The sequence below is a fragment of the Williamsia sp. Y844 genome, assembly GCF_056786475.1.
In genome coordinates this window covers 356,184-382,474 of sequence record NZ_JBXCJB010000003.1, presented here as the reverse complement: position 1 = coordinate 382,474, position 26,291 = coordinate 356,184, and the positions used below count along the sequence as shown (strand labels likewise).

At 65.8% G+C, this 26,291-nt stretch carries 17 protein-coding genes; 3 read left to right on the top strand and 14 right to left on the bottom strand.

Features of this window, described 5'->3' with window-relative positions; all coding sequences use genetic code 11:
• Positions 1-30: 30 nt before the first annotated feature.
• The 10 genes from AC1TQG_RS18600 to aspS all read right to left on the bottom strand — a co-directional run bounded on the left by AC1TQG_RS18600 (position 31) and on the right by aspS (position 17,819).
• Positions 31-852, bottom strand: a complete 822-nt coding sequence (locus AC1TQG_RS18600; RefSeq protein ID WP_482139320.1) for a shikimate dehydrogenase — start codon at positions 850-852, stop codon at positions 31-33.
• Complete coding sequence (gene mltG, locus AC1TQG_RS18595) at positions 852-2,564, bottom strand: endolytic transglycosylase MltG (RefSeq protein ID WP_482139319.1); 1,713 nt, start codon at positions 2,562-2,564, stop codon at positions 852-854. The genes AC1TQG_RS18600 and mltG overlap by 1 nt, the downstream gene beginning before the upstream one ends.
• On the bottom strand, positions 2,561-3,013 hold the full coding sequence (ruvX, locus tag AC1TQG_RS18590) for a Holliday junction resolvase RuvX (protein ID WP_482139318.1): 453 nt from the start codon (positions 3,011-3,013) through the stop codon (positions 2,561-2,563). Before ruvX ends, mltG begins: the two co-directional genes overlap by 4 nt.
• Positions 3,010-5,673: an alanine--tRNA ligase gene (gene alaS, locus AC1TQG_RS18585; protein WP_482139317.1), complete on the bottom strand. Its 2,664-nt coding sequence runs from the start codon at positions 5,671-5,673 to the stop codon at positions 3,010-3,012. The genes ruvX and alaS overlap by 4 nt, the downstream gene beginning before the upstream one ends.
• Positions 5,674-5,841: 168 nt before the next feature.
• Entirely contained in the window at positions 5,842-7,221 is a 1,380-nt protein-coding gene (locus AC1TQG_RS18580) for a replication-associated recombination protein A (RefSeq protein WP_482139316.1), read from the bottom strand.
• A gap of 13 nt (positions 7,222-7,234) precedes the next feature.
• Positions 7,235-8,383: a phosphotransferase family protein gene (locus tag AC1TQG_RS18575; RefSeq protein ID WP_482139315.1), complete on the bottom strand. Its 1,149-nt coding sequence runs from the start codon at positions 8,381-8,383 to the stop codon at positions 7,235-7,237.
• 55 nt (positions 8,384-8,438) lie between these two features.
• A complete protein-coding gene (locus tag AC1TQG_RS18570; protein ID WP_482139900.1) occupies positions 8,439-9,362 on the bottom strand; it encodes a transglutaminase family protein in 924 nt (307 codons plus the stop codon).
• Between the two features lie 2 nt (positions 9,363-9,364).
• A complete protein-coding gene (locus tag AC1TQG_RS18565) occupies positions 9,365-12,082 on the bottom strand; it encodes a circularly permuted type 2 ATP-grasp protein (protein ID WP_482139314.1) in 2,718 nt (905 codons plus the stop codon).
• Positions 12,079-15,723 (bottom strand): transglutaminase family protein, encoded by a 3,645-nt coding sequence (locus AC1TQG_RS18560; RefSeq protein WP_482139313.1) that lies wholly within the window; start codon positions 15,721-15,723, stop codon positions 12,079-12,081. Before AC1TQG_RS18560 ends, AC1TQG_RS18565 begins: the two co-directional genes overlap by 4 nt.
• A gap of 272 nt (positions 15,724-15,995) precedes the next feature.
• Positions 15,996-17,819 (bottom strand): aspartate--tRNA ligase, encoded by a 1,824-nt coding sequence (gene aspS, locus AC1TQG_RS18555; RefSeq protein ID WP_482139312.1) that lies wholly within the window; start codon positions 17,817-17,819, stop codon positions 15,996-15,998.
• Positions 17,820-17,914: 95 nt separating this feature from the next.
• Here aspS and ypfJ point away from each other — a divergent pair, with 95 nt between their 5' ends.
• Both ypfJ and AC1TQG_RS18545 read left to right on the top strand, forming a co-directional pair.
• On the top strand, positions 17,915-18,778 hold the full coding sequence (gene ypfJ, locus AC1TQG_RS18550) for a KPN_02809 family neutral zinc metallopeptidase (RefSeq protein ID WP_482139311.1): 864 nt from the start codon (positions 17,915-17,917) through the stop codon (positions 18,776-18,778).
• Positions 18,775-20,406 carry a DUF885 domain-containing protein gene (locus AC1TQG_RS18545; protein WP_482139310.1) on the top strand — a complete coding sequence of 544 codons (1,632 nt, stop codon included), beginning with the start codon at positions 18,775-18,777 and terminating at the stop codon, positions 20,404-20,406. Before ypfJ ends, AC1TQG_RS18545 begins: the two co-directional genes overlap by 4 nt.
• A 25-nt stretch (positions 20,407-20,431) precedes the next feature.
• On the opposite strand, the gene AC1TQG_RS18540 is transcribed toward AC1TQG_RS18545, so the two are convergent.
• From AC1TQG_RS18540 to AC1TQG_RS18530, 3 genes are read right to left on the bottom strand one after another with little or no spacing between them, the layout of a single operon-like run.
• The gene (locus AC1TQG_RS18540) at positions 20,432-20,608 is read right to left on the bottom strand and encodes a hypothetical protein (RefSeq protein WP_482139309.1); all 177 of its coding nucleotides are present in this window, start codon (positions 20,606-20,608) and stop codon (positions 20,432-20,434) included.
• 5 nt (positions 20,609-20,613) lie between these two features.
• Complete coding sequence (gene hisS / locus AC1TQG_RS18535; RefSeq protein ID WP_482139308.1) at positions 20,614-21,885, bottom strand: histidine--tRNA ligase; 1,272 nt, start codon at positions 21,883-21,885, stop codon at positions 20,614-20,616.
• Complete coding sequence (locus AC1TQG_RS18530) at positions 21,882-22,598, bottom strand: MBL fold metallo-hydrolase (protein WP_482139307.1); 717 nt, start codon at positions 22,596-22,598, stop codon at positions 21,882-21,884. The genes hisS and AC1TQG_RS18530 overlap by 4 nt, the downstream gene beginning before the upstream one ends.
• A 306-nt stretch (positions 22,599-22,904) precedes the next feature.
• On the opposite strand from AC1TQG_RS18530, the gene AC1TQG_RS18525 reads away from it, so the two are divergent.
• Positions 22,905-23,807, top strand: a complete 903-nt coding sequence (locus tag AC1TQG_RS18525) for a peptidylprolyl isomerase (RefSeq protein WP_482139306.1) — start codon at positions 22,905-22,907, stop codon at positions 23,805-23,807.
• Between the two features lie 139 nt (positions 23,808-23,946).
• Here AC1TQG_RS18525 and AC1TQG_RS18520 read toward each other — a convergent pair whose 3' ends face one another.
• Complete coding sequence (locus tag AC1TQG_RS18520) at positions 23,947-26,289, bottom strand: RelA/SpoT family protein (RefSeq protein ID WP_482139305.1); 2,343 nt, start codon at positions 26,287-26,289, stop codon at positions 23,947-23,949.
• Positions 26,290-26,291 lie beyond the last annotated feature (2 nt).

Sequence of the window (26,291 nt, the reverse complement as noted above, 5' to 3'; positions counted from 1 at the left end):
CTGTGGACGAATCGGTCGTTGTTGGCCGAGTCAGTCGAGCGCGGCGGCCATCACGTCCAGCGGAGCCTTCATGCCGGTGAACTGCTCGACCTGTCCCAGCGCCTGATTCAGGAGCATCACCAGCCCACCGACCACGGCGCCACCGGATTCGCTGACAGCGGCGGCCAGCGGGGTCGGCCAGGGGCTGTAGATGACGTCGAACAGTCGTGCTGTCGGTGCCAGAGCCCGGGCCAGCGGCTCGGCGGCCGCAGCCGGAACCGTGTTGACGACCACTGCGGCGGTGGCCGCGCGGTCCGCCAGTTCCGGAGTCGGTTCGAACGGCAGGATGTCGGTGGCCAGACCCAGCGCGTCGGCAACGGCCAGCACCTCAGCGGCCCGGGCACGGCTGCGAGCGACGATGCTCACTTCGCCGATACCGGCATCGGCCAGCGCCGCCAGGACCGGTGCGGCAGTTCCGCCCGCTCCGATGACAACAGCGTGTCTCGTCGGCGCCTGATCGATCTGGAGTTCGGCCAGGGCTGCCGCCGCACCGTCGATGTCGGTGCAATCCGCGCGCCAGCCACCGGCGACCCGGACCAGCGTGTTGGCCGAGCCCACGGCAATCGCACGGTCGGTGCGGTGATCGGCGAACTCCAGCGCGGCCCGTTTGCCCGGCATCGTCACCGAGAACCCGATGTACTTCTCATCGATACCCGAGACCAGCGATGGGAGTTGCTCCGCGGTGCACTCGATGCGCTCGTAGGTCCAGTCGACAAGACCCAATGCCCGGTACGCCGCCAGATGCAACGCGGGCGATTTCGAGTGTGCCACCGGCGATCCCAGGATCGCGGCAGCTCTGCCACGGCACGTCATCAGCAGTTGGTCTGGAGAATCGAATTGTCGCAAGCCTGTTGGCGGTTGCGCTTGTGCTGCTCGTAGTCCTCGGTGAACAGCGTGGTCCCCTGCTGATCGACTGTGACAAAGTACAACCAGTTACCGACCGGCGGTTCGATCGCTGCCAGCAATGCGGGCTGGCCGACCGCGCCGATCGGGGTGACCGGTAAACCCTTCTGCTGGTAGGTGTTCCACTTGGTGGGTGCCACGAAATCGTCACCGGCCACATCGATGTTCTGGATGGCGGAGGTGTAGTTGACCGTCGAGTCCATCTGTAGGGCCTGGTCGACGCCGAGCCGATTGGCGATGACCCGGGCGACCTTCGGATAATCCTCGGCGGTGTTGACCTCACGTTCGACGATCGAGGCCGACACCAGCGTCTGGTACGGGTTCAGGCCCGTCGACGAGGTGCCCGATGCGGGCAGCCCCCACTGCGCGAACAGGTCTGCGCTGCGCGAGATCAGGTAGTTCAGCATCTGCACCGGGGTGAGGCCGGGATCGATCATCTCCCACGACGTCGGCGCGATCAGACCCTCGATGCGGCGATGATCGCCATCAAGCGCCGACACCGCATCTACGGCCCACTCGGGCACACCGAGTTCTTGTGGAGTGGCGGTCGCCGCGGCCTGGGCCAGATCCTCGACCGTGGAGCCCTGCGTCACGCCGTTGAGGTCGACGGTGGTGGCCTCGGCAACCCGGGCGAAGATGCCCGCGGTGGTCTTGCCGTCGATGCCGTCCTTGGAGTCGAGCTGCAGACCCTCCGGGATGACCACCCGGCCGACCCGGCTGTCCATGTTCGTCAGCATCGACACCGCAGTGCTGGCCGGGATCTCGGTGCGGAGTTTGTAGTAACCGGCCGATATCGGCTGGTCATCGGCCGCAAGCGTGAAGGCGTTGACGCTGCCGACCACGTCGTTTTCTTCGAGGATCTCGCCGAACTGGGTCAGCGTCGCATCCTGCGGGATCGACACGAGAACATCCGAGGTGCCTGCGACGTTCGTGAAGTCTTTGTCGTCGGTTCCGAAGAATCCGGCAACGCGTAGTCCGGCGTATCCGATGCCACCGACCAGGGCCAGCATGAAGACGACCGCGGCCGAGATCACGATCAGTCTCCGCTTCTTGCGGCGCGCTGTCGCCGCGGCGGTGCGCTTGGGTGACCGGACGCGGGCCGTCCCTTCGCGGCGGTCGGCGTACTCCTCACGAACCGGATCGACGTAGGGCGCCCGCTCGTCACGCCTGGGATCGGGGTCGTACGCGTGCGGATACGCAGGCTCGACAGCCCGCGGAGCCGGTCGCTGTCGCGGGATCGGCTGCGATGGGGGTTGCTGTCGCGGGATCGGCTGCGATGGGGGTTGCTGTCGCGGGATCGGCTGCGATGGGGGTTGCTGTCGCGGGATCGGCTGCGACGGAGGTTGCTGGGGTCCGGGGTGGGGCTCCCACAGGGCTTCCGGCGGTGGCGCGCTCGCCCGCCGAGGTGGCGCCTCCCGCGGAGGTGGCGGTGGCGGTGTGCGACGACCTGCTGCCGGATCACGCGGTGGGATCACCTCGGGTCCACGTCTGCGGTTCGGTGCCGTTCCGTTTCCCTGAGTGAAGTACTTCAGACGATCGGGGTCATAGGGAGTGTCCGCGCGCCGACGACGGCGACCCGGCTCTGCCTGCGCCCGACGATCGTCGGATCCGTCGTCGCTCACCCGCGGCCTTCCTGACTTGCCTGCAGATCCAGCCAGTTCTGGAGGATCGCGGTGGCAGCTGCCTGATCGATCACAGATTTCTGGAACTTCGCCCGAACACCGGACGAACGTAGTGCTTGTTGTGCGGTCACCGTTGTCAAACGTTCATCGGAGTACATCACCGGCACCGGCGAGATGCGCCGGGCCAGCGCGTCACCGAACTCGGTGGCGAGGGCGGCGGCATGACCGTGCTCGTCGCGCAACGTTTTCGGCAGTCCGACGATAACGCCCACAGCGTCGTATTCGGCGACAATTTCGGCGAGTCGCCTCAGATCGGCATCACCTTTGGGGGTTCGGGCGACAGTCTCGACCGGAGTGGCCAGGATCCCGTCGGGATCACACGAGGCCACTCCGATCCGAACGCTGCCGACGTCGATGGCGATACGGCGCCCTCGGGGCGTCAGCGTCATCGAGCCGAGCCGACCAGTTCACGCAGCCGAACCAGCGCTGAATCAATACCTGCGGCGTCGCTACCGGAACCCTGTGCCAGGTCCGGCTTTCCGCCTCCCCGACCCGAGACCAGCGGCGCGAGTTCGCGAACAAGATCGCCGGCCTTGATCCCGGCGTCGCGGGCTGCCGCGGTGGTCGCGACGGCAAACGGCACCTTGTCGCCCGATGCCGAGAAAAGCACCACAACGGCGTTGTCCGAGCCCACGCGTCCGCGCAGGTCCGCGGCCAGTGTCCGCAGGTCACCGGCGTCCATACCGTCGAGCTTTCCGGCGACCACCAACACGTCACCGACACGCGTCGCGTCGTCGATCAGCGAACCCACTGATGCTTTCGCCGCGTCGGCCCGCATCTTCTCGATCTGCTTTTCGGCTTCCTTGAGTTTCGTCACGAGCGACTCGACCCGTCCGGGAACCTGGTCGCTCGGCACCTTGAGGGACGAGGCCAGTCCGGCCAGCAGTGCGCGTTCCTTGGCCAGGTAGCGGTAGGAGTCGAGCCCGACGTACGCCTCGACCCGTCGCACACCGGAACCGACCGACGACTCACCGAGCAAGGTGACCGGACCGACCTGCGCCGACGAACCGACGTGGGTTCCACCGCACAGTTCCATCGAGAACGGTCCACCCATCTCGACCACTCGGACGACGTCACCGTAGTTCTCACCGAAGAGCGCCAGCGCGCCCATCGCCTTGGCATCGTCGATTCCGGTTTCGAACGTGTTGACCGGGTAGTTCGCCTCGACCGCAGCGTTGGTGATCTCTTCGATCTCACCGCGCTGCGCCTCGGTCAGCGCGCCCTGCGATGCGAAGTCGAACCGCAGGTAGCCGGGCCGGTTGAGTGAACCCGCCTGTGTTGCGGTCGGTCCGAGGACCTGGCGCAACGCGGCTCCCACGAGGTGGGTACCGGAGTGGCCCTGGGTGGCACCGTGACGCCAGGCGGCGTCGACCTGGGTGAGGACTTCGTCACCCTCGGCGATCTCGCCCTCTTCGATGACGGCGCGGTGCAGCCAGACCGACTTGCCGACCTTCTGTACGTCTTTGACCGACAGGCGCAGCCCCGACGACGTCGTGATGGTTCCGATGTCGGCGATCTGGCCACCGGCCTCGGCGTAGAGCGGGCTGCGGTCCAGGATCACCTCGATCTCCTGACCGGCGAACGCGCTTCGCACGCGCTGCCCGTCGGCGACCAGACCCAAAACCTTTGACTCCGAATTGAGTTCGTCGAACCCGGTGAACACGGTCGGTCCACGATCGAGGAACTCGCGGTACACACTGAGATCCGCGTGACCAGCCTTACGAGCGGTCGCATCGGCTTTCGCGCGCTGCCGCTGCTCGGTCATCAGTTCTTTGAACCCGGCCTCGTCCACCGAGAGTCCGGCCTCGGCGGCCATCTCCAGTGTGAGGTCGATCGGGAATCCGTAGGTGTCGTGCAACGCGAACGCGTCTTTGCCGCTGATCCGGGTGGCACCGGACGACTTGGTGGTCTCGGCGGCGTCGTCGAACAGCCGCGAACCCGCGGTCAGGGTCTTGAGGAAGGCGTCTTCCTCACCGACCGACGTGCTGACGATCCGGGCGCGCTTGTCGGCGAGTTCGGGGTACGACGCGGTCATCGTGTCGATGACGGCGTCGGTGAACGCCTTCATCGTGGCGCCGGTGGCACCGAGGAGCCGGGCCGAGCGCACGATTCGGCGCAGCAGGCGACGCAGTACGTAACCGCGACCGTCGTTGCCGGGCGTGATCCCGTCGGCGATCAACATCACCGCGGTGCGGGCGTGATCGGCGATGACGCGGAAACGGACCGAATCGGCGGGATCCGCTCCGTAGGTGCGGCCGGTCAGGCGCTCGGCGACCCCGATGACCGGTGCCAGCAGATCGGTTTCGTAGACGTTCTCGACACCCTGCAGGATGCAGGCGACACGCTCGATGCCCATGCCGGTGTCGATGTTCTTCTTCGGCAGCGGTCCGAGGATCTCGTAGCCGTCCTTGCCACCACCGGGACCCCGCTGGTTCTGCATGAAGACCAGGTTCCAGATCTCGATGTAGCGGTCCTCGTCGGCCTCGGGTCCGCCCGGGGCGCCGTAGTCGGGACCGCGGTCGTAGAAGATCTCCGAGCTCGGTCCACAGGGTCCGGGGACACCCATCGACCAGTAGTTGTCCTTCATGCCGCGGCACTGGATCCGCTCGGCGGGCACACCGATCTCGTCATGCCAGATCGCGGCGGCCTCGTCGTCGTCGAGATACACGGTTGGCCACAGGCGCGTCGGGTCGATGCCGTAGCCACCGTCGTCGACGGAGTTGGTCAGCAGCGTCCAGGCGAAATGAATCGCTTCTCGCTTGAAGTAGTCGCCGAACGAGAAGTTGCCTGCCATCTGGAAGAACGTGTTGTGGCGTGTGGTGATGCCCACTTCCTCGATGTCGAGGGTGCGGACACACTTCTGAATGCTGGTGGCCCGCACATACGGCGGGGTCTGCTCACCGAGGAAGTACGGCTTGAACGGCACCATGCCGGCATTGACGAACAGCAGATTGGGATCCTCGAGGATCAGGGACGCACTCGGCACCTCGACGTGTCCGGCCTTGATGAAGTGATCCAGGAACCGCTTCCTGATCTCATGCGTCTGCACTGACTGTCCTCACTCTGTGACTCCACCTGGTTGTCCAGGCCCATACTCCGTGACTGCACCTGGTTCCAGGCGAATCGGCATCCGTTTATTAGAACGTGACTAACCCACACTACTGGCAAGGCCACGCCGGAGTCGCACCCCCGAGACCAGACAAACCCGGCTCCGGCGTCACCGACGCCCGCGGATGATGTTGCGCAGGCGCCCCAGGCGCACCCCGATGTCACGTTCCCGACCACGGTCGGTCGGCTCGTAGTAGTCGACGCCGACCAGTTCGTCTGGCGGATACTGCTGCCGCAACACACCGTCCGGGGCGTCGTGTGGATACCGGTAGCCGACCGCGTTGCCGAGCTTCGCGGCCCCCGCATAGTGGCCGTCGCGCAGATGCGGTGGAACCGAGCCGGCCTTCCCACCTTCGACGTCGGCGACGGCGGCCCCGATGGCGGTGATCACCGCCGCCGACTTGGGTGCGGTCGCGAGGTGAATCGTTGCCTGCGCCAATGCAAGCCGGGCCTCGGGCATGCCGATCAGCTGTACGGCCTGCGCGGCGGCCGTTGCCGTCTGCAACGCCGTCGGATCAGCCATGCCGATGTCTTCGCTGGCGTGCACGATCAGACGGCGGGCGATGAATCGGGGGTCCTCCCCCGCACTGATCATCCGGGCCAGATAGTGCAGCGCCGCATCCACATCGGAACCCCGAATCGACTTGATGAAGGCGCTGATGACGTCGTAATGCTGATCACCTCCGCGGTCGTACCGCACGGCGGCCCGATCAACCGCGGATTCGACGTAGGCCAGTGTGACCGCGGCCGGCCTGTCGGCGTTGGCGTCGGTGTCCGACAGGACTGCGTCGGCGGCCGCCTCGAGAGCGGTCAGTCCGCGCCGCGCGTCACCGCTGGAGATCTTCTCCAGGTGGTCGAGCGCATCGTCGTCGATCGTGACCGCACCACCGAGTCCACGGGGATCGGCGGCGGCCCGCACCAACAACTTTCGGATGTCGGCATTGCTCAGCGACCGCAGTTGCAGAACCAGCGATCGGGACAACAGCGGCGCCACCACCGAGAACGACGGATTCTCGGTCGTCGCTGCGACGAGCAGCACGATCCGGTTCTCCACGGCGTCGAGCAGCGCGTCCTGCTGGGTCTTGGAGAAGCGGTGGACCTCGTCGATGAACAGCACGGTCTGGGTACCGGCGATGAGCCGTCGACGCGCGGCATCGATCACCGCACGGACTTCTTTGACCCCGGACGACAACGCCGAAAGCGCTTCGAAGCGGCCACCGGCGGCGGTCGAGATCAGGGCCGCCATGGTCGTCTTGCCGGTGCCCGGCGGACCGAACAGCAGCACCGATGCCGCACCGGAACCGTCGATCAGTCTCCGCAGCGGAGAGCCCGCTTCGAGTAGATGTTCTTGTCCGACAATCTCTTCGAGCGTTTGCGGTCGCATCCGGACAGCCAGCGGCGCACTGGTGGCAGGCCGCGCCAGTCCGCTGGTGATCAGCTCCGGCGGAGCGGCGGGGGCATCAAAAAGGCCGCCCTGTTCATTGGTCATGGCTGCTGGGACGTCAGTGCAGCCAGGAGGAATCCAGCGCCTGACCGACAGAGTCCGCGAACTCGGCCAGCGCTGGCTCGGCGGCCCGACGGGCGGCAGCGGCCAGCCCGGACCACCGGTCCACGATCACACGGGGATCCGAAGTACTCAGTGCCAGTCCGTGGGCCTCGTCGGCACGACCCACATCGGCGTCGTCGACCGGCAGCATCCACATCGTGGACAGCCACACCCACGCCAACCGGGCGAGGACGATCTTGCGTGCCAGCTCCCGGTCGGAGCCCAGGCTCGGCCAGATCGCCTGCACCTCGGAGCGCCAGGCATCGACCATCAGGGTTTCGAGTTCGTCCCGGCCGGCCGCCGAACTCGGCGACAGCCACGGTGTAAATGTCACCAATGCGTACGCGATGTCGAGCGTGGCGTCGCGGAACCCGCCCCACTCGTAGTCGAGGAACCGCACCCCGTCGCCGTTGATCAGGATGTTTTCGGGACCGACATCCGAGGGGCTGAAGGCCCGGTGTTCACCTTCGCCGAACAGGGAGTACGCGGCTTCGAGCGATTCGAGGACGATCGGGTCGAGATCCAACCCGAGCATCTCGGTGACGACCCGGGGCGCCGAGGCCACCGCGGCCGCGAACTGACTGTGCAGCGCATCTGCGGCGACACCGTCGCCACCCTGCCGGAGCAGTGCCGCGAAGTCGTTCTCGCCGCCGACCGTGGCCGCGTGCATCCGGCCAAGGGCCTGGCCCCAGGCACTCAGGGAGCCACCGACGGCTGCGGTGTCGTTGCTGGTCAGCAATTCGGTCATCGAACGGCCGTCGCCGAGGTCGGAGAGCACCAGGACACGGGAAGCGAGATCAAAGGCGATCAGCGCCGGCCCCGGCCGCGATGCCATCGGCAGCGTGTTGGCGTACTTGTACGAGGCGACCTCGCGGTAGAACGAGGCTCCCGATTCGGTCTCCCCGTCGCCGAGAACCTTGATCACCAGCGTGCGATCCGCCGAAAACGGATTCTGGGCGACTCGAACTCGCAAGACTTGGGTGCGACCGCTGCCACCGAGGTCATAGGGTTCGGCTAAGGACACCGGGGCGCCGGCGCGAGCGGCAAGAAGCCGCTCGGCTGCCTGCACCGCGCCGGTTTTCTGGCTATCGGCAAGAACAGTCATCCCCTACAACCTACCCAAAAGGTAGGACGTGAATCACTGCCACGGGAAATGAGCATCAATTTTCCGGGGACACATCCACCGAAACGTCGATCTCACTCTTCCGGGATTCGGTATAGATGACGCCCCTCAACGGTGGTACATCGTCGTAGTCGCGGCCCCAGGCGACCGTGACATGGCGTTCGTCGACGAGCTTGTCATTGGTGGGGTCGAACGCGATCCAGCGGTCGCCGGGAAGCCACACCGCCGCCCACGCATGCGAGGCATCGGCCCCGAAGATCCGTTCCCGCCCCGGCGGCGGGTCGGTGGCCAGGTAACCCGAGACATACCGGGCGGCGAGCCCCTGCGACCGCAAACATGCGATGGCCACCCGCGCGAAGTCCTGGCAGACACCCTCGCGACGCTCCATGACCGTATCGACCTTGGTGCTGATCGCCGTGGACCCCGAGCGGTAGGTGAAATCACGGAAGATGCGGGTGGTGAGTTCCACCACGACATCGAGCAACGGCGCGCCGGGCGTGAATATCGTCGACGCGTAGTCGATGACCGCAGCGCTGATCTCAGGCGGGTACAGGTCGAGGCGGAACTCCACCGCGCGAGCGCCCGCGGGTCCGGATGGCCGAGCCGATTCCCACGGAGCCCGGGCTGCGGCCGAGTTGAGCAGTTCCTGATCCAGCGGATCCACGTCCACCGTCGACACACCGGTCACCTCGAGCCGCCGATGCGGCGTCCGGACGTGGAAGTAGCTGTCGTAGTTGCCGTAGATGTCGACGCCGGTCGAGCGGTCTGAGGGCTCGGGGTCGATGGTGATCGCACTGTCGATCACCCGCTGCCCTGGCAGCTCGCGGGGTTGCAGATGGCAGCGGCCGTAACTGCTGCTGACCACGTCGTCGTAGTCGTAGCGGGTCCGGTGCGTGATCTTGTAGCGCCGCGGCGCTCCCTCGATCAGATCTGTGGTGGGCAGCGATCGGTTGTCGGCAATGTTCACAGCGTCCCCTCCGATCCGGCACCCCAGAGTGGCTGCATATCGACAGGGTAAGCAAATCTGGTGCGCCCGAGTACATCCGAGAGCTCTCGGAGTCCTTTGTCCAGCGTGCGCATCAATTCGGCCAACTCCACCCGCTTGCCTCCGGCACCGATCGCGGCCAGGTCCGCCGGGTCGACGCGGCGCAGTTCTGCCACCAGATCCTCGACGATGCGCTCGGCGGCAGCAGAACGGACGATCGACGGCAGCGAGCTCAAGTCGTCGCGCAGTGTCTGGAGCTGGTAGATCATCGCCCGAGGGTTGCCCTCGTCGAACAGCATCAGGTCGGCCACCGCACTGAGCCGGACGATGCCCCGGTTACGACGGCGGTAGATGATGACCGACTCGCTGGCCGACAGATACGCCTCAAGCAAGCCCTGTTCGGTGTCCGAGTCATATTGCGGCACCAGGATGGCCGAGGTCAGGCCGGCCAGCATCTGCGCGCGTTCCACCCGGCGCCCGATGTCCATGAACAACCAGCCCGGGTCGTGCACCATCGATTCGGCTTGCAATCCGGCCAGGGCCAGGAGCCCGTGCAGGATGTCGTCGTGTGCCCGGCCGAGTTCGGAACCGTCGCGCTCGGAGTCCTCGCTCGCACCGGCCGCCGGTCCGGTACCCAATTCGTTCAGTGCGCGGTCGATGGAACCGAGCACCATCCACGTGCTCGTCGACAGTTGGTCGCGGATCGCGCGGGCCAGTTGTTGTAGACGGTCGACTGCAAAGGCAACCGAACCCGGGGTCCGGCGGGCGGTGGTCATCATGTGCAAGCGCGTCGTCGCGGCCAGGACCTCGTCGGGGTCCGGGGGTTTGCTGCTGTCGAAGTCGAGTAGGCCCGCGGTGTCCTGCAGAACCGCGCGATTGCCGGACGCAGACGCAATTGCGCTCAGGAACAACGGGATCGACGCCGTACCCGTCATCCACGGTCGGTAGCGGTAGTCCTCGTAACGTTCGCGGGCGACCTTGACCATCCTCGTGGTCAGCTCGGCCCGCTCGCCGTAGCGGCCGAACCAGAACAGGTCGGACAGCACGCGAGGCGAGCTGACCACCGGATCGGAACTCGCGCGGACCGCGCTGGGCCTGGCACCGGTGACGATGATCGGCCGAGTGCGTTCTGGTGCACCACCCGATTCTTCCACCCGGATCTGGCCGGCAGCCGGTTCTACGGTGGTCACCCAGACATCTTTTCCGGCAACGGCATTCATCGCCGACCCGGCGGCTCCCTCGGCGAGCACCTGGCCGAGGCCGCCGGGCAGAACCGCGTACCCCGAACCCTGAGCGACGCTGAACGACCGAATGCCGACGGGTGCCGCACGCAGCGGCGAACCCGTACCGCGCGTTCGATTGGGGCCGGGCGTGGACGACGGCGCAACCGAGAAACGTTCGAGGACACGGCCGACCCACTGCCACGGCTCGGTGGAGATCCGGGCGCGCAGCGTGTCGATCGCGGCCGAACTGAGCATCGGACCGGAGAACTCTTCGCCGGTCCGGAAGTTCGTGATGGCCAGCGACGGCAGGTCGGCCGACAACTTTCCGTGTTCGAGATCGTTGCCGGCCCAATAGGTCTGCACCGAGTTCAGCAGCAGATCCTCACCGAGGAAATGTTTGCTGATCGCGGGAAGAACGGTGTGCAACGCCGGGTTCTCGAGCACCCCGCTGCCAAGGGTGTTGAGGACGGTGACCGAACCGCGCGACGCCGCCTCCACCAGCCCGGTGACGCCGAGGCGGGAGTCCGCACGCAGGTCGAGCGGATCGGAATAGTCGGAGTCGACCCGCCTGATGATCACATCGAGTCGTTTGAAGGTTCCCAGCGACCGCATGTAGACCGCACCGTCACGGACCACCAGGTCGGCGGCTTCCACCAACGGAAAACCGAGGATCGAGGCCAGGTAGGCCTGATCGAACGCGGTCTCCGACAGGGAGCCCGGTGTCAGCACGGCAACCGTGGGTTCCTCGATGCCTTGCGGGGCGTATTCGAACGTCGCTATCCGAACCGTGGCCGCAAACGCCGACATCGGTCGCGGCACACACCGCTGCAGGAGCCGCGGGAATGCCCGCGACATGAGCTGCCGGTCGGCCAATGCGTAGCCGACACCGGACGGCGCCTGGGTCCGATCCGAATACACCAGGTACTCACCGCTCGGCGCCCGGCCGATGTCGCAGGCGTGCATGAACAGCAGGTGCGGCCACACCTGCGGAAAACGCGCGGCCTTGCGAACGAAACCGGGATGCCCGTAGATCATCTCCGGTGGCACCAGACCCGAGGTGATCGCGCTCTGCTCGGCGTATACATCCGACAGGAGCGCATCGAGCACTCGCGCCCGCTGCTCGATGCCTTTCTCGAGACTTTGCCACTGCGCGCCGTCGAACAGCAGCGGCACAGAATCGAGTTCCCAGCGTCGCTGCTGCGTGGAGGTACCGGTCGGGGCGTTGTACGTGATGCCGTCGTCGTCGATGAGTGTGCGCACCCGCCGATCGGCCTGGCGGAGACCGGCATCGGCCATCCGCTCCAGATTGTCGATCAGGCCGGACCACTGGGCGCGGATCGCACCGGTGCTGTCGAACAGCTCGTCGAAGGGTCCGGACGGGGATCCCGGCAGGGCCGACAGATCAAACAATCCGTACCGGTCAGACCGGTATCGGTCCAAAACTCCGGCGGGTTCGATCCTTGGCGGTGTCACCGAAGGACTGTACGTGCTCGCCGTAGATCCAACATCATGGGCACACCGGAATCGGTTGCCAGCCTGGCCTGATACTCACGGAGCTTGGCGGTGTCGACGGTGCCGACGTGATGGCCGGAGGCCTCGAAACGACCATTGCGACGCGACTCGGCCTCCACCGCGTTCACCGGTGGACGTTCGTACGCCAGACCACCGGGATGGATCACGTGATAGGTCGCACCGCCCACCGACCGCCCGTTATGGGTATCGATGAGATCGAAGACCAATGGGCTGTCGATGGTGATCGTCGGATGGAGGGCACTCGGTGGCTGCCACGCCCGGAACCGGATACCGGAGACGGTCTCCCCCGCCCGGCCGGTCGGCGTCAACGGAACCGGGACACCGTTACAGGTCAGGATGAAGCGATTCATGTCTCCGCCGAGGACTCGGAGCTGGACCCGCTCGATCGACGAATCGACGTACCGTGCGGTGCCACCGAACGCGGACTCCTCACCGAGGACGTTCCAGGGTTCGATCGCGCCGCGCAGCTCGATCTCGACATCGCGGATGTGAACCGTACCCAGACGCGGGAAGCGGAACTCGGTGAACGGGGCCAGCCAGGCGGTGTCGAAGTCGTAGCCGGCCTCGCGTAGATCTTCGGCGACGTTGGAGATGTCGTCGATCACATAGTGCGGCAACAGATGTCGGCCATGCAGGTCGGCGCCGTGGCGTTGCAGCCGCGCCCGGTAGGGCTTGTCCCAGAACCACGAGACCAGGCTGCGGACGAGCAGCGATTGCACCATCGCCATCTGGTGGTGCGGCGGCATCTCGAAGCCACGGAGCTCGAGCAGACCGAGCCGGCCGCGCGTCGAGTCGGGGCTGTAGAGCTTGTCGATGCAGAACTCGGCCCGGTGGGTGTTGCCGGTGATGTCGGTCAGCAGATGGCGCAGCGCCCGGTCGGCGACCCATGGCAGGTGATGGGAGGTGTTGCCTGCCGCGGTCTCGTCGCTGATGCGATCGATTTCGGCAAAGGCGACTTCGAGTTCGTAAAGCGAACTCTCCCGCCCCTCGTCGACGCGGGGTGCCTGCGAGGTGGTGCCGATGAACCGTCCCGAGAACAGATACGACAGCGAGGGATGCAGCTGCCAGTAAGTCAGCATCGAGACCAGCAGATCCGGGCGGCGCAACATCGGTGAATCGGCCGGGCGGATGCCACCGAGTGTGATGTGGTTGCCGCCGCCGGTGCCGCCGTGGCTCCCGTCGAGGTCGAACGACTCGGTGCCCAACCGGACCCGGCGAGCCTGGTCGTAGAGGGTTTCGAGGAGTTCGGACTGTTCGACGAACGACGCCGTCGGCTGGATGTTGACCTCGATGACACCGGGGTCGGGCGTGATCGTCAAGGACGTCAGGCGAGGATCCGACGGTGGGCCGTATCCCTCGATGACCACCGGTTTACCCACCTCGGCGGCGCTGTGTTCGATCAGGCTGACCAGCTCGGCGAAGTCGTCGCCGGTCTGGGTAGGAGGAAGGAAGACGTACAGGACACCGTTGCGCTCCTCGGCCACCAGTGCGGTGACCGATCGACCGGAGGGTTCGACGAGATCAGGTTGTTCCGGGGGTGTTTGTGCCGCCGCGTTTGCTTCTGCTTCTGCGGCCTTCTTCGCTTCGGCAGCAGCACGGGCCTTCTGCATCTCCGGGGTGATCCACAGCGGTTCACCGTCTCCGGGAACACCTGCCTCGGCCACGGACGTGCCCGGGCGGGCGCCGACCAGCGACTCCCCCGCCATTCCGGTCCGTGGCATCTGCGGTGCGGACGCGGCAGGTGGTTCGGACGAAGCGGGCGGTAGCGGCAGCACATCCGCCGCGGCGAGATCGGCGAGCGGGTCGATGTCGAACGCGGTGGGATCTGCGAGGAAGAACTGCATGTTCGGCTCCCAGAAGAGAGCATCGAGCGGCAGTCGAAGACCCGCGGGCGAATTGCCAGGACTCAGGACCAATCGGCCCCGCCGGGTCCGCCACAGTGCGCTCTGCCATCCGACACCGTCCGCGGCGCGGTTGATCGGCATCACATAGGCGGTGGGACTGCCGACCGACGAATCCAGCTCGGCCAGAAGGCGCTTACGAATCTCTGTCGAATCCTTGTCGGGCGTCAGGTCGTCCTCGGTTGCCTCGGCGGCCTGCGCTTCGGAGTCCGGCGGTGCGCCCGCAGGCAGCCGCACCAACTCGGCGAGCCGCAGCAGCGGATCCTCGTAGGCGGGCATCACCTGCGAGTCCGGAAGACGCAGACGTCGTGCCAGTGCCGAGATGAATGCCTTGGGCGCCTTGGCCGTTGCGGGATCGGTCGGTCCGAGTCCACCCGGCGCCTGCCAATCCATGGTGGCCTGTGCGGCGTACTTGGTTGGCCACGGGTCATCCAGTAGGTCGGGGTTGTTCCAGAGTGCTTTTCCGTCGGCGCGCCAGATCAGGTCGATCTGCCACCGCGGCAACGGTTCACCGGGATACCACTTGCCCTGACCGCGCTGCACCAAACCGCTCGGCGCGTAGATCTTCTTGACGCGGTCGGCCAGATCGGATGCGAGTGAACGCTTGTGGGGTCCGTCGGCGTCGGTCAGCCACTCGGGATCGACCTGGTTGTCCAGGGAGACGAACGTCGGTTCACCGCCCATCGTCAGCCGGACGTCGGCTTCACGCATCCGCTCGTCGAGGTCGGTGCCGAGATTGACGATCCGCTTCCACTGATCACCCGAATACGGCAGCGTGACCCGCGGATCTTCGTGGAAGCGGGAGACCTCGTTCGAGAAGTCCATCACCGCATGGCATTTGCCGGTGGCGCCGGTGATCGGCGCGGCCGCGCCCGGATGTGGGGTCGCGGCAAGCGGGATGTGGCCTTCCCCTGCGAAGAGGCCCGACGTGGGGTCCATGCCCACCCAGCCCGCGCCGGGCAGGTAGACCTCGGTCCAGGCATGCAGGTCGGTGAAGTCGGCGTCGGGGCCGGACGGGCCGTCGATCGACTTGATGTCGGACGTCAACTGGACCAGATACCCGGAGACGAAACGTGCCGCCAGACCGAGACGGCGCAGAATCGCAACCAGCAACCATGCGGAGTCGCGGCACGAGCCGACCCCGCTGTCGAGTGTGAACTCCGGCGCCTGCACGCCTGCCTCGAGTCGCACCGTGTATCGGACGTCGTCGCGCACTGCCGAATTCAGTTGGACGAGGTAGTCGATGACGCGCATCTTCCCGGACGCACGGTGGTCGTCAACCCACTTGGCCACCAACGGGTCCGCGCCCGTCTCGTCCACCGGCCGCAGATAGACCTCGAGATCGCGGCGGAGTTCTTCCGGGTATTCGAAGCCGACGTTCTCGGCCCATTCCTCGATGAAGAAGTCGAACGGGTTGATCGCGGTGAGGTCGGCAACCAGACCCACCGTGAAGCTCAGGACCGTTGTCGGTTCCGGAAACACCAAGCGCGCCAGGTAGTTGCTGAAGGCATCCTGTTGCCAGTTGATGAAGTGGTCGCCGGGCTCGACCTTCAGCGAATACGCCTCGATCGGGGTCCGCGAGTGTGGCGCCGGCCGCAGGCGCAGTACATGTGGGTAGACCTTCGTCAACCTGTCGAAGTTGTACGTGGTCCGGTGCTCGAGTGCCACCTTGATCGTCAACTGGCGTTACCTCCATGCGTCCCAAAACGTGAGGCTGCAAGTTCATCACAATCTTCGCCCCACCGCCGGGCACAGGATCTAGGCCAACCACGGGTTGGCACTGTTCACTAACACCCTGAAAACCGTCAAATAGCAGGGCTCCGAGGGCAAATCGCCCTCGGAGGTCCTGTATTTGCCAGACTTCAGGGCCGTCACCGTGTGAGGCCACCAAAGGCAGATCGCCGGCGGCACGAGGCCGCCGGCGATCTGTCGATCCAGGTTTCTTGCGGGAGCTACTGCTTCTCGGTGGCCGCTTGCTTCTCGCCGGCCGCTGCCGGAGCCTGCTGCTGCTTCGGAGCTGCCGGCTTGGCGTCGATGCCTGATTCCTTGCGCTGCTCCGGGGTGATCGGCGCAGGCGCATCGGTCAGCGGGTCGATGCCGCCGCCCGACTTCGGGAACGCGATCACGTCGCGGATCGACGGCTGACCGGCAAGTAGCGCCGTGATGCGGTCCCAGCCGAAGGCGATTCCGCCGTGCGGCGGTGCGCCGTACGCAAATGCGTCGAGAAGGAAGCCGAACTTCTCCTGCGCTTCGTCGTGCGAGATACCCATGATCTTGAAGACGAGTTCCTGGATCTCACGCTTGTGGATACGAATCGAACCGCCGCCGATTTCGTTGCCATTGCAGACGATGTCGTAGGCGTAGGCCAACGCCGCACCGGGATCGGACTCGAGGATCTCAAGCGATTCCGGCTTGGGCGAGGTGAAGGCGTGGTGCACAGCGGTCCACGCACCCGAACCCACGGCCACGTCACCGCTTGCGGTGGCTTCGTCGGCAGGCTCGAACAGCGGTGCGTCGACAACCCAGGTGAAGGCCCAGTCGCCGTCCTTGATCAGTCCGAGCTTCTGGGCGATCTCGCCGCGGGCCGCACCGAGCAGCGCACGCTGAGCCTTGACCGGACCCGCGGCGAAGAAGACGCAGTCGCCGGGGTTGGCACCGACATGGGCGACGAGGCCGTCGCGCTCGGCCTCCGACAGGTTCTTGGCAACCGGACCACCGAGCGTGCCGTCTTCCTGCACCAGCACGTACGCCAGTCCCTTGGCGCCGCGCTGCTTTGCCCATTCTTGCCACGCATCGAGCTGACGGCGGGGCTGGCTTGCACCGCCGGGCATGACGACCGCGCCCACATACGGCGCCTGGAACACCCGGAACGGAGTGTCCTTGAAGTAGTCGGTGCACTCGACGAGTTCGATGTCGAAGCGCAGATCGGGCTTGTCACTGCCGAACCGGCGCATCGCATCGGCGTAGGTGATCCGCGGGATCGGGGTCTGCACGTCGTAGCCGATCAGCTTCCACAGCGCGACCAGGATCTGCTCGCCGAGGGCGATGATGTCGTCCTGCTCGACGAAACTCATCTCGACGTCGAGCTGGGTGAACTCGGGCTGGCGGTCGGCGCGGAAGTCCTCGTCGCGGTAGCAGCGGGCGATCTGGAAGTAACGCTCCATGCCTGCCACCATCAGCAACTGCTTGAACAGCTGCGGGCTCTGCGGCAGTGCGTAGAAGGTACCCGGCTGCAAGCGTGCGGGGACCAGGAAGTCGCGTGCACCCTCGGGGGTCGAACGGGTCAGCGTCGGGGTCTCGATCTCGACGAAGTCCTGCTCCAGCAGCACATTACGGGCGGCCTGGTTGACCTTGGACCGCAACCGCAATGCCGAACCGGGACCTTCGCGACGGAGGTCGAGGTAGCGGTACTTCAGCCGAGCTTCTTCACCTGGGTTCTCGTCCAGCTGGAACGGCAAAGGTGCCGACTCGTTGAGAACGACCAGCTCGGTCGCGTTGACCTCGACGTCGCCGGATTTCAGGTTGGGGTTCTCGCTGCCTGCCGGACGCTGCTCGACAACGCCGGTCACCTGGACGCAGTACTCGGCGCGCAACCGGTGCGCGGGCGTGGCGACGGCCTCGTCCCGGAACACGACCTGCGCGAGACCGGAGCTGTCCCGCAGATCGATGAAAATCACGCCGCCGTGGTCGCGTCGGCGCGCCACCCAGCCGGTCAACGTCACGGTCTGCCCGGCGTTCGCGGCTCGCAGTGATCCGGCAAATTGGGTGCGCAGCACAATAGTCCTCTCGAAGCTGACGATTTTGTATCGTGCAACATCTTACGGCTGCCTCGATCGGCCGAGGACGGCACTGCTCATGCAATGCTGACCGCATGACTTTTCGAGGCAATGGCCCCTTGGATACCGGCAACGTTTCGGGCGGTGGCGGAGGCCGCGGCAAGTTCGCCATCGGCGGCGGCGCCGGCCTGATCATCGTGATCGCAGCAGCCCTGTTCGGATTCGATCCGGGCATTCTGGGCCTGGGCAGTGACGGATCGACCTCGACGTACTCATCCCAGGACCAGTCCGCCATCAACGAGGAGATCAAGAGCTGCACCATCGAAAAGGCGAACACCGACACGGTATGCCGGATCGTGGCCACCACCAACAGCCTCGATGCGGTGTGGTCGGAACTCATGCCCGGCTACGAACCACCGAAGACGGTCATCTTCGAGGGCAGCGTCGACACCGCCTGCGGACCGGCGACCTCGGATGTGGGCCCGTTCTATTGCCCCGGCGACCAGACCGCGTACTTCGACCCGTCGTTCTTCGATGTCCTGAGCGACCAGCTCGGCGGCGGAGACGGGCCGCTGGCCCAGGAATACGTCGTCGCCCACGAGTACGGCCACCACGTCGAATACCTGACCGGTGCCCTGCAGGAAGGTCAACGGATGGGTGCGGCAGGACCGAACTCGGGTTCGGTACGAATCGAATTGCAGGCCGACTGCCTGGCCGGGGTATGGGCATATCACGCCGACAAAGGCGCCGATGCGATGCTCGAACCGCTGACCCAGCAACAGATCAACGACGTCATCAAGACCGCCAAGGCGATCGGCGACGACGCGATCCAAGGCGATGCCTCCAACCCGGAAGGCTGGACCCACGGCTCATCAGACCAGCGGGTCCGCTGGTTCAACGTGGGCTACAGCGCGGGTGACCCGAACTCCTGCAACACTTTCGATGCGGCAAGCCTGTGAGCCGGTCCAGCGCGATCGACCAGATCGCCGACAACCACCTCGAACGCTCCTGTGCACTCAACCCCATCGAGGCGACCCACCTCGGAGTGGCCGGCTTCGACGATCAACTGCCGGACTTCTCTCCGGAGGGTGAGGCAGATCGGGTCTCCGAACGCCGCGCCGCGCTGAGTTCGCTGGCGTCCGCGAACATCACCGACGACGTCGACCGCGTCACCGTTGCCACGATGTCCGACCAGTTGCGCCGTGCACTCGCAGTCGACGATGCAGGCCTGCGGATCGGCGAGGTCAACGTCATCGAATCCCCGCTACAGGGTGTTCGCGATGTCTTCGATCTGATGTCGACGACGACCGCAGCCGAGCAGGACCTGTTCCTCGCGAGGTTGTCGCAGGTGCCCGCCTGCGTCGAATCGATCATCACCGGGATGCGCCATCGCGTGCAGACCGGTCCCCCGTTGGTGAGCCGGCAGGTGAGTCTGTGCGCCACGCAGGCCGACGCCGCAACCGGGTCGATCTTCAGCAACGCCACCGCCATCGAAACCACCGACCAGGTCGATCTGCTCGACGATCTGCGCGGCCAGGTGGGTGCTGCGATGACCGAACTCGCAGCGGTCCTGCGCGACGAGGTCCTGCCCCGGACCATCGACACCGATGCCGTCGGCCGCGACCGCTACCGGCTCCACTCGGCCGAGTTCGTCGGCGCGGACATCGACGTCGACGATGCCTACGCCTGGGGGCTGGATCTCCTCGAATCGATTGTGGCCGAACAAGAGACGTTGGCCCAAGAGATCGCACCCGGCGCCGGAGTGGCCGGTGCGCTGGAAGCACTGAACAACGATCCCCGCTACCAGATGACCGACCGCGACGCGTTTGTCGCCTGGATGCAGGATCTGTCCGACCGCGCGACCGAAGAGGTAGGCAGGCTGCACTTCGACATCCCGCCGCAGCTGACCGCACTCGAATGCCGGCTGGCTCCGTCGGCGACCGGGATCATCTACTACACGATGCCCAGCGAGGACCTGAGCCGTCCGGGACGCATGTGGTGGTCGGTGCCGCCGGAGCAGCAACTCTTCCATACGTGGCAGGAAACCACCACGGTCTTCCACGAAGGTGTCCCGGGCCATCACCTGCAACTGGGGTCGGCGATGGTGAGCCCGGAGCTGAACCGCTGGCGCAAGCTGGCGTCGTTCACCTCCGGCCACGGCGAGGGGTGGGCGCTGTACGCCGAGCGGCTGATGGGCGAACTGGGCTGGCTCGACGATCCGGGCGACCGGATGGGCATGCTCGACTCGCAGCGACTGCGCGCGGCCCGCGTGGTCGTCGACATCGGCGTGCACTGCGGCCTGACTGCACCCGCCTCAGTGGGCGGCGGCACCTGGGATGCCGACAAGGCCTGGCAATTCCTGAGCTCCGCGGTCGCGATGGACAAGACAGTGCTGCGGTTCGAGCTCAACCGCTACCTCGGCTGGCCTGGACAGGCCCCGTCATACGCACTGGGACAACGGGTCTGGCAACAGGCCCGCGACAACTACATCCGAACCAACCCGACGGCATCCCTCAAGGACTTCCACCGCAAGGCCCTGGCGCTGGGCGGTGTCAGTCTCGATGTGCTGCGGGCAGAACTGAGCTGACCACCACCTACAAACGAGTCGCCGGTTAGCCGGGCGGGTTCTCGGCTGTGGGGAACTCCGGCGTATGGGCCGAACTCCCCCACGTCCGGCCCGTATGCGGGGCGGGCGACGGATCACCGTCGACGGTGAAGGTGCAGGCGGCGACGCTGGTCGCCATCAGAACCCCCACCACCATCGCCGCCCACCGACGCCGCACCCCCATGGCCCCTACCCTGCAGCCAACGCCGAATTGATGTGCGCCACCACGTCATCGAGCGCGACGCGCTGTTGCTCACCGTTGGACAGATCCTTGAGTTCGACCTGACCGTCGGCGAGTTCGTTCTCGCCGAGCACCAACGCGAAACGTGCGCCCGAGCGGTCGGCGGCCTTCATCGAACCCTTGAGACCGCGACCCCCGTAGGCGATGTCGGCGCGGATGCCCGCGGCCCGAAGTCGACCGGTGATCGCGACCAGCTCGTCTTTGGCGGCTTCACCCATCGGGACGCCGAACACCTCGCAGCGCGCATCGCTGACGGCGGCAATACCTTCGGCCTCCAGCGCGAGCACGGTGCGGTCGACACCCAAGCCGTAGCCGATGCCCGAGAGCTCCTGCTTGCCACCGAGCTGCTTCATCAGACCGTCATAGCGGCCACCGCCACCGATGCCGGACTGCGCACCGAGTCCGTCGTGCACGAACTCGAAGGTGGTCTTGGTGTAGTAGTCGAGGCCGCGCACCAGTCGCGGGTTCTTCTCGTACGGAACCCCGAGTCGGTCGAGGTGACCGATCACCGCGTCGTAGTGCTCGCGCGCCGAGTCCGACAGATAGTCGATCATCAGCGGCGCCGACGCCGTGGCCTCACGAATGTGCGGACGCTTGTCGTCGAGGACGCGCAGCGGGTTGATCTCGGCGCGACGGCGGGTCTCTTCGTCCAGGTCGAGCCCGAAGAGGAACTGCTGCAGGGCTTCCCGGTACTGCGGCCGACAGGTGTCGTCGCCGAGCGAGGTGATCTCGAGGCGGAAACCGGTCAGACCCAGACGGCGGAAACCCTCATCGGCGATGGCGATGACCTCGGCGTCCAGTGCCGGATCATCGATGCCGATCGCCTCGACACCCACCTGCTGCAACTGGCGGTAACGACCGGTCTGCGGCTTCTCGTAGCGGAAGAACGGTCCGGCATACGACAGTTTGACCGGCAGTTGGCCGCGATCGAGGCCGTGCTGGATCACCGCACGCATCACACCGGCCGTGCCCTCGGGGCGCAATGTCACCGAGCGGTCGCCGCGGTCGGCGAACGTGTACATCTCCTTGGAGACGACGTCGGTCGACTCTCCGACACCGCGGGCGAACAGCGCGGTGTCCTCGAAGATCGGGAGCTCGATGTGTGAGTACCCGGCCAGTCGCGCTGCACGCGTCAGGGTGTCGCGTACCGCCACGAACTGCGCCGACTGCGGTGGCACATAGTCCGGTACACCTCGTGGAGCCTGAAATCCGGCATTCACAGCCCGTGACGTCCCTTCTTGGGTTGATCGGCCGATCCCGAGGCGGTCAGGTCGGCGAGAAATGGATTGGTGGCGCGTTCGCGGCCGATGTTGGTCTGCTCGCCGTGGCCCGGCAGGACCACGGTGTTGTCGTCAAGCGGCAGCAGACGGTCGGCGATCGAATCGAGGAGCTGCTGATGACTACCGCCGGGCAGATCGGTCCGCCCGATCGAACCGGCAAACAACACATCACCGGAAAAGCACACCGGCACAGTGCCCTCCGGCGTGACGACGTCGATACCGAACAGCACCGAACCCTGCGTGTGACCGGGCGCGAGGTCGACGCTGAAGGAAATTCCGCCGACGTCGACCGTTTCGCGGTCGGTCAGTTCGATGACTTTCTCCGGCTCACGGAACACCGTGTCGCCGATGATCTGGGACATCGCCCGACCTATCCCGACACCCGGATCGGCCAGCATCGGCCGGTCGGCGGGATGGATGTAGGCCGGAATCGCGAACTCGTCGCAGAGCTCGGCGGCATTCCAGGTGTGATCGAGGTGACCATGGGTCAACAGCACCGCCACCGGGTTCAGCTGATGCTCGGAAAGTATCTCGCGGACGCCTGCGGCCGCGTCCTGACCTGGGTCGATGATGATCGCATCGCTGCCGGGCCCGCTCGCCACCACGTAGCAATTGGTGGCGAACATACCGGCGGGGAAACCCGTGATCAGCATGGTCTGTTCTCCTGGGTCGTAAGGACGTGTTCGACCATCATCCCAGCACCGCCGAACCTCATGTGCCACGGCCATCCGTTCTGGTCGAGCTCCGCTGCGCTTCGTCTCCGGTTCTGGTCGAGCTCCGCTGCGCTTCGTCTCCGGTTCTGGTCGAGCTCCGCTGCGCTTCGTCTCCCGGTCCACACCTTGTCCGGCGCGCCGGGGCAGCGCCCATATAACGTGCTCTCAGCAAGTGCTGGCAGACTCGCATCGGTGTCCCGCACCCGGGGCGCGGTCAGACGTACGACTTGACGGAGGTTCTCTGCAGTGTCGAGCAGCAACAACGAGCAACGCCGGCTAGCGGCCAAACGCAAGCTGGAGACGCGGTTGGAGCGGCAGCAGCAGGCCGCACGCAAGCGGAAGCTGATCATCATCGGCAGTTCGGTGGCGGTGGTTGTCATCGTTGCCGCGAGCGTGACCGCCTTCGCCGTCAAAAAGGTGTCCGACGACAACGAGAAGGCACGCTGGACCGCCTGCGCATACACCCCGAACGACGCCGACCCGCTGGCATCGCTACCGCCGATCGAACAGGTCCCGGCCGAGCAGCAGGCGGAGTACCTGAAGTACAAGGACGAGCTCACCGCGGGGATGGCAAACAAGCGCACCACCCCGATCCCCGGTGACAAGCAACTCAAGAACGGCATCGTCGACGCGTTGTTCACCACCAACCAGGGTGAGCTGCCCATGACGCTCGATCGTAAGGACGCGCCCTGCAACGTCGGCGCCTTCGAGACGATGATCAAGGCGGGCTACTACAACGACACCACGTGCCACCGCCTCACCACCGAAGGCATCAAGGTGTTGCAGTGCGGCGATCCGACGGCCACCGGCGCAGGCGGCCCCGGTTGGCAGAGCCCCGACGAGGCGCCCACGACCCTTGCGCCTGCAGAAGGCGACACGACCGGTCAGTCCGTCGTCTACCCGCGCGGCACGATCGCCGTCGCGAACAGTGGTCAGGAGAACACCGGCGCCAGCCAGTTCTTCATGGTCATCGAAGACAGCACGCTGGCACCGAGCTACTCGGTCATCGGCACAGTCGATCCCGCCGGACTCCAGGTCCTCGACAAGGTCCTGGCCGCCGGAGTCGAACCCGGCGCCGACGGTGCACCTTCCGCCGACGGCAAGCCCGTGCTGCCGGTCGAGATCCTCACCGCGACCGTCAAGAGCTGATCCACCGTCACGAACTGAGCAACAAAAAGACCCGGCCGCCCCGTTTGGGAGCGGCCGGGTTTTTTGTTCGGTTGATTCCGGACTGCAGGATCTGAGCACTGCAGGATCTGGGCAACGCCGAGATCTATACAGCCGAGATCTAAGCGGCCGAGGTCACCCGGTAGACGTCGTAGACGCCTTCGACATTCCGTACGACATTCAGAACATGTCCGAGATGCTTGGGATCGCCCATCTCGAACGTGAACTTGCTGATGGCCACCCGATCGCGACTGGTGGTCACCGAGGCGGACAGGATGTTCACCCGTTCGTCCGCGAGGACCCGCGTCACATCCGACAGCAGCCGCGACCGGTCGAGCGCCTCGACCTGGATCGCGACCAGGAAGACCGACGACGGTGACGGTGCCCATTTGACTTCGATGATCCGCTCGGCCTGCTCGCGCAGCGACCCCGCGTTGGTGCAATCGGTGCGGTGCACGCTGACACCGCCACCACGCGTGACGAAGCCCATGATCTCGTCGCCCGGTACCGGGGTGCAGCATTTGGCCAACTTGGCCAGAACACCATCGGCGCCGGGAACCACCACACCGGCATCACCGGTCTGACGGACCGGCGACGGCATGGTCGAGGGCGTCGACCGCTCGGCCAGCGCCTCCTGCGCGTCTTCGAGTCCACCGAGCTGGGCAACCAGGCGGCTGACCACATGTCGTGCCGACACATGACCCTCACCGACGGCCGCATACAGCGCCGAGACGTCGGCGAAGCGCAATTCGCTTGCGATCGCACTCATCGAGTCACTGTTGAGCAGGCGCTGGATCGGAAGCCCGCCGCGGCGAACCTCTTTGACGATCGCGTCCTTGCCGGACTCGAGTGCCTCTTCGCGCCGCTCCTTGGCAAACCACTGCCGGATCTTGGCCGTGGCCCGCGGGCTGACCACAAAACTCTGCCAGTCCCGCGACGGACCGGCCGTTGCGGCCTTGGAGGTGAAAACCTCGACCACTTCACCGTTTTCGAGCTTGCGTTCGAGCGCGACAAGCCGTCCGTTGACCCGTGCGCCGATGCAGCGGTGACCGACCTCGGTGTGCACCGCATACGCGAAGTCGACCGGCGTCGACCCCATCGGCAGGGTGATCACATCACCCTTGGGGGTGAAGACGAAGATCTCCTTGACCGCGAGGTCGTACCGCAGCGATTCGAGGAACTCGCCGGGATCGGCCGCCTCCCTTTGCCAATCGAGCAGCTGGCGCATCCAGGCCATGTCGTCGATCTCGGCGGCTTCTGATCCAGGCTTGGTGCCGTTCTTGCCTCGCGTCTCCTTGTACCGCCAGTGCGCCGCGATGCCGAACTCTGCGGTCCGGTGCATGTCACGGGTCCGGATCTGGACTTCCAGCGGCTTGCCCTCGGGACCGATCACCGTGGTGTGCAGCGACTGGTAAACGCCATACCGGGGCTGGGCGATGTAGTCCTTGAAACGGCCCGCCATCGGCTGCCAGAGCGAATGCACAACGCCCACAGCGGCGTAACAGTCACGGAGGTCGTCACAGAGAATGCGCATGCCGACCAGGTCGTGGATGTCGTCGAACTCGCGCCCCTTGACGATCATCTTCTGATAGATCGACCAGTAGTGCTTGGGCCGGCCCTCGACCGTTGCCGTGATGCGCGAACCCTCGAGCGACTTGATGATGTCGGCCCGCACGCGCGCCAGGTAGGTATCGCGTGACGGCGCCCGGTCGGCGACGAGACGGACGATCTCTTCGTATCGCTTCGGGTGCAGGATCGCAAAGGCCAGGTCCTCGAGCTCCCACTTGACCGTTGCCATACCCAGGCGATGTGCCAGCGGGGCGATGACCTCCAGGGTCTCGCGCGCTTTGCGGGCCTGTTTCTCGGGCGGCAGGAAGCGCATCGTCCGCATGTTGTGCAGCCGGTCGGCCACCTTGATCACCAGCACCCGCGGGTCGCGGGCCATCGCGATGATCATCTTGCGGATGGTCTCTGCCTCCGCGGCATTGCCCAGTGTGACCTTGTCGAGTTTGGTCACACCATCGACGAGATGCGCCACCTCTTGCCCGAAGTCGTCGGAAAGCTCCTCGAGCGAATACCCGGTGTCCTCGACGGTGTCGTGCAGCAACGCCGCCACCAAGGTGGTGGTGTCCATCCCGAGGTCGGCGAGAATCGTCGCCACCGCCAGCGGGTGGGTGATGTACGGGTCGCCGGACTTACGGAACTGGCCGCTGTGGCGCGCCTCTGCGGTGTCGTAGGCCCGCTGCAGCACATGAACGTCGGCTTTGGGGTGAACATCGCGATGGAGAGCGACCAGAGGCTCCAGAACGGGCCTGATGGAACTCTTCGTCGCAGTCATCCGCCGGGCCAGGCGGGCACGCACCCGCCGAGAGGCAGACGTCGATACCGCTGCACCGCCGGTCTTCGCTTCGGACTCTTTCTCACCGGTGGTCACCGATGCAGCCCTGGGAGCCTCGTCAGCCATCT